The following is a 4,507-nucleotide window of genomic DNA, read 5'->3' on the forward strand; positions in this document are numbered from 1 at the left end:
GGTTCCCCCCGCTCCCCCTGAGGAACGGCGCATCCTCGTGGTCGACGACGACCCGACCGTGCTCGAGATCGTCTGCCGGTACCTCCGCGCCGCCGGGTTCCTGGTCGATGAGGCCCCGGACGGGCTGAGCGCGCTCCGCCTCGCCGAGGAGAAGCGGCCGCACCTCGTGGTGCTCGACCGGATGCTTCCGCTCCTGGACGGGATCGAGGTGTGCCGCCGGGTGCGCAGCACCTGGGCCATCCCCGTGATCATGCTCACCGCCCTCAACCAGGAGGACGACCGCATCGACGGCCTCGAGGCCGGTGCGGACGACTACCTCGCCAAGCCGTTCTCGCCGCGCGAGCTCGTGCTGCGGGTGCAGGCCGTGTTGCGGCGCACCGGCCAGGCCGCAGCCCAGGCCGCCGCGCAGTCGGCCGGGCAGGGCGCGGGCGATGCATCGGGCCCGCCGACCGTGCCGCTCGCGATCGGCGACTTCACCCTCGACACCGCCGCACACGAGCTGCGCCTGCACGGAACGCCGCTCGTGCTCACGGTGCGCGAGTTCGACCTGCTCTCCTACCTGCTCCGGCACCCGTACACGGTCCTCGGCCGGGAGGACCTGCTCCGCTCGGTGTGGGGGTGGGAATTCGGGGACCTCTCGACCGTGACCGTGCACGTGCGGAGGCTGCGGGAGAAGATCGAGGCCGACCCGGCGCATCCGCTGCTGTTGCAGACGGTGTGGGGCGTCGGCTACCGGTTCGACCCTGTCCCGCTCGGCCCGTCGGGTAGCCGCGGCGCACCGGATTCCGCGACCGCAGAAGACCGGACGATCTCATGACGACCGAGGTGCTCGTCATCGTCGCGCTCAACGCCCTTGCGTGCGCGGTCGTCACCGGCGCGCTCGGCCTGCTCGCGCTGCGGATGATGAAGCGGTCCTCGTTCGTGGTGCAGCTCATGCTCGTCGCCCTCGCGGCGATCGTCTCCGTCGTCGGGGGGATGTCGGCGGTCGCCACCCAGATGTACGTCTCGACCCACGACCTCGGCGTCTTCTACTCGGTCGCCGCAGTCGCCGGGCTCGTGTCGCTCGTGATGGCCGCGCTTCTCGGACGCACCCTCGTGCGCGACAGCAGGCACCTGCGCAGCGCGGCCGAACGCCTCGGCCGCGGCGAATCGGTCGCGGCCGACGGCGACGCCGCCGCCCCGCGGCACAGCACGACCGAGTTCAGCGACCTCGCCGGGGAACTCGCCGCGACGGGGGCCCGCCTCGCCGAGTCCCGGGCTCGCGAACGACGCGTGGAGGAATCCCGGCGCGAACTGATCGCGTGGATCTCGCACGACCTGCGGACGCCGCTCGCCGGCATCCGCGCCATGGCGGAGGCGCTCGAGGACGGGATGGTCGAGGACCCCGCCCGGTATTACCCGCGGATGCGCGACCAGGTCGACCGGTTGAGCGGGATGGTCGACGACCTCTTCGAACTGTCGCGGATCCATTCCGGGACGCTGCGCCTCGCGCTCGAGCCGGTCGCGCTCTACGACCTGATCAGTGACACCGTCGCGGGCTTCGGACCCGTAGCACACGCGAAGTCCCTCGACCTGCGATTCGCCGGCGAGACGGGGCTGACGGTCCTCGCCGATCCGCGCGAACTGTCCCGCGTTGTCGGGAACCTCGTGATGAATGCGATCCAGCATTCGCCGTCCGGGAGCCCGATCACGGTGTCGGTGCGCGAACGGGGGGACGGCGGGGCCGTGATCTCCGTCGAGGACGCGGCAGGCGGCATCCCGGAACAGGACATCGACCGGGTGTTCGAGGCCGGCTGGCGGGCGAGCGAGCCGCGCACCCCCGGCGGGGCTGGACTCGGCCTCGCCATCGTGCAGGGCATCGTCACAGCGCACCAGGGCGAGGTGATCGTGCAGAACGTGCCGAACGGATGCCGTTTCGACGTGTTGCTGCCGCGGCGCGCGGTCGCCGTCTAGGCCAGCACGAGCGGGAGGAAGATCGTGTCGACGATCTCCAGGATGGTCTCCTCCGGCACGGCGGAGTGCGTCATCAGGACCTCGTGCCGGAACAGGTCGACGGGAAGGTTCCTGATCCTCGGGGTCAGCCTCGAGGCATCGATCTCGCCGCGCTCGAGTGCCCGGGCGATCACGCCGTCCATGATCGGGCCCTGGCCACCGGAGATCGATTCCCGGAGGTCGGCCAGGCTCGTCCCGGTGGCGCGGTAGTAGTCGGCGAGGGACACGACGAGCTGCGTCGCGATCCGGACGCGGCGCTCGTTCGCTTGCCGGAGGAGCGCGATCACGTCCCCGCGCAGGCTTCCGGTGTCCTTCACCTCGATCGGGTCCTGCGCAACGACGTGGACGATGGCCGCGCGGGCCAGCTCCGGCTTGCCCGGCCAGCGCCGGTAAAGCACGGCGCGGCTCGTCCCTGCGCGGGTGGCGACGGCGTCGATCGTGAAACTCTCGTAGCCACGCTCGGTCAGCTCGGCCCACGCCGCGTCGAGCAGGGCGCCCTCGAGCGCGGGTCCGCGGCGGCGCGTGCGGGCGTCATCCTGGCCACTAAGAGACATTGCGTATCCTAAACTCCTCGTCTATGCTTCGAATCATTCGATACACACTGTACCTTATGAGGAGCCATGGCTGAGATGGAGACGTTGGATCCCGTCCTGCGGCGGACCGCGATCGCCGTTGTCGTCGGGGCGCTCGCGGTGGTGTTCGACACCACGATCGTCAGTATCGCCCTCCGCACGCTCGCGACGGAGCTGAACACGACCGTCGACGTCATCCAATGGGTGACGACGGGCTACCTGCTCGCCCTCGGCGTCGCCATCCCGCTTGTCGGCTGGGCGCAGAGCCGGATCGGTGGGAAGCGCCTCTGGATCGCGGCCCTGTCGCTCTTCCTGGTCGCGTCCGTCCTGTGCAGCCTCGCCGGGGACCCGCAGAGCCTGATCGCCTCCCGCATAGTGCAGGGCCTCGGCGGCGGCGCACTCCTGCCGCTGTCGTCGACCCTCGTGATCCAGGCCGCCCAGGGCCGGAACCTCGGCCGGGTGATGGCGACGCTGAGCCTGCCCGCTGTGCTCGGCCCGATTCTCGGTCCCGTCCTCGGCGGCCTGATCATGAACACCCTCGACTGGCGCTGGCTGTTCTGGGTGAACGTCCCGTTCTGCGTGGTCGGGCTCATCCTCGCCACGCTCCTGCTCCCGAAGGATGAGCCCGCCAGGCCGGTGCGGCTCGACGTCGTCGGCCTCCTGCTGCTCTCGCCCAGCATCGTCTGGCTACTCTTCGGCCTCTCCAACGGCGCCAAGGACGGCGGATTTGGCCGTGCCGACGTCGTCTTGCCTCTGATCTTCGGCGCTGCCCTCCTCACAGGATTCGTCGCCTGGGCGATCCGGCGCCCGGGCACAGCCCTCATCGACGTGCGCCTCCTGACGCACCGCCCCCTCGCGACCTCCTCCGCCCTGCTGTTCCTGACCGGCGTCTCGCTCTACGGCGCCATGCTCCTGCTTCCGCTGTACTGGCAGGAGGTGCGCGGCTTCGACCCACTCGGCGCCGGCCTGCTCCTCATCTCGCAGGGCGTGGGGACCTTCCTCAGCCGGTCGTCCGCCGGTCGTCTCACCGACCGGTTCGGTGCCCGTTGGGTCTCCGTGGCCGGCTTCGCGATCGTCGGCGTCGGAACGCTCCCGTTCGCCGTCGCGACCGCGTCGACGAACGAGTGGATGCTGATGGCCGCGTTGCTCGTGCGCGGTTTCGGACTCGGGGCGGTCACGATCCCCCTGATGGCAGGCGGGTTTGTCGGGCTCGAACGGGCCGAGGTCCCGCACGCGAGCGTCATCACCCGGATCGCGACCCAGGTCGGCGGGTCCTTCGGGGTCGCCGTGCTCGCAGTGATCCTGCACGCCCGGGTCGTGGGCGGCGCCGACCTCGCCACGGCCTTCGACCAGGCGTTCTGGTGGGCCGTCGGCTTCACCGGGCTCGGAGTCGCGCTCTCGTTCCTGTTGCCGTCCCGGCAGGGACCCCCTCCGGAACGCGTCAGCGGCGGACGGCAGCCCGGAGCGGAGCGGTCGCGAAGGCGCGCATGCCGTCCGCGAAGGTGACGGCGGGCATCCAGCCGAGCTCGGTGCGCAGCCGCTCGGAGGACGCGGTGATGTGCCGCACGTCACCGAGCCGGTACTCCCCCGTCGTGACGGGGTCGGGGCCGTCGGCCGCGCGGCTGAGCGCCCCGGCCATGTCCCCGATCGAGTGTACGACCCCCGAGCCCACGTTGAACGCCCGGAACAGGGCGGCAGGGGCGTCCGCGGTGTGCTCGAGGGCGGCCAGGTTGGCGGATGCGACGTCGGCGACGTGCACGAAGTCGCGGCGCTGCCTGCCATCCTCGAAGACGCGCGGTGCCTCTCCGCGTTCGAGGGCCGACCGGAACAGGGACGCGACCCCGGCGTACGGCGTGTTCTGCGGCATCCCCGGCCCGTAGACGTTGTGGTACCGGAGGGCGAGCGCGCGCCCGCCCGTCGAGCGGGCCCAGCTGCTCGCGAGG

Annotated in this window: 5 protein-coding genes; 3 read left to right on the forward strand and 2 right to left on the reverse strand. The window is 71.2% G+C overall.

Annotation, left to right across the window (positions count from 1 at the left end; genetic code table 11):
• Together QN357_RS17910 and QN357_RS17915 are read left to right on the forward strand one after the other, a co-directional pair.
• On the forward strand, nt 1-817 hold an 817-nt coding region (locus tag QN357_RS17910), incomplete at its 5' end, for a response regulator transcription factor (RefSeq protein WP_416347631.1).
• Complete coding sequence (locus QN357_RS17915; protein WP_134449022.1) at nt 814-1,953, forward strand: sensor histidine kinase; 1,140 nt, start codon at nt 814-816, stop codon at nt 1,951-1,953. The genes QN357_RS17910 and QN357_RS17915, both read left to right, overlap by 4 nt.
• On the opposite strand, the gene QN357_RS17920 is transcribed toward QN357_RS17915, so the two are convergent.
• Complete coding sequence (locus QN357_RS17920; RefSeq protein ID WP_134449023.1) at nt 1,950-2,546, reverse strand: TetR/AcrR family transcriptional regulator; 597 nt, start codon at nt 2,544-2,546, stop codon at nt 1,950-1,952. The two genes, QN357_RS17915 and QN357_RS17920, sit on opposite strands and share 4 nt — an antisense overlap.
• A 66-nt stretch (nt 2,547-2,612) precedes the next feature.
• On the opposite strand from QN357_RS17920, the gene QN357_RS17925 reads away from it, so the two are divergent.
• On the forward strand, nt 2,613-4,070 hold the full coding sequence (locus QN357_RS17925) for an MDR family MFS transporter (protein ID WP_323505298.1): 1,458 nt from the start codon (nt 2,613-2,615) through the stop codon (nt 4,068-4,070).
• Here the strand turns inward: QN357_RS17925 and QN357_RS17930 are convergent.
• Nucleotides 4,006-4,507, reverse strand: a 502-nt coding sequence (locus QN357_RS17930) for an NAD-dependent epimerase/dehydratase family protein (protein ID WP_323505299.1), incomplete at its 5' end; no start/stop codon positions are given. The two genes, QN357_RS17925 and QN357_RS17930, sit on opposite strands and share 65 nt — an antisense overlap.

The sequence above is a fragment of the Cryobacterium sp. RTC2.1 genome, assembly GCF_035018685.1.
GTDB lineage: Bacteria > Actinomycetota > Actinomycetes > Actinomycetales > Microbacteriaceae > Cryobacterium > Cryobacterium glucosi.

Coding starts and splice junctions, on each gene's coding strand:
- QN357_RS17915 (WP_134449022.1), top strand. CDS start 814: ATGACGACCGAGGTGCTCGTCATCGTCGCGCTCAACGCCCTTGCGTGC.
- QN357_RS17920 (WP_134449023.1), bottom strand. CDS start 2,546: ATGTCTCTTAGTGGCCAGGATGACGCCCGCACGCGCCGCCGCGGACCC.
- QN357_RS17925 (WP_323505298.1), top strand. CDS start 2,613: ATGGCTGAGATGGAGACGTTGGATCCCGTCCTGCGGCGGACCGCGATC.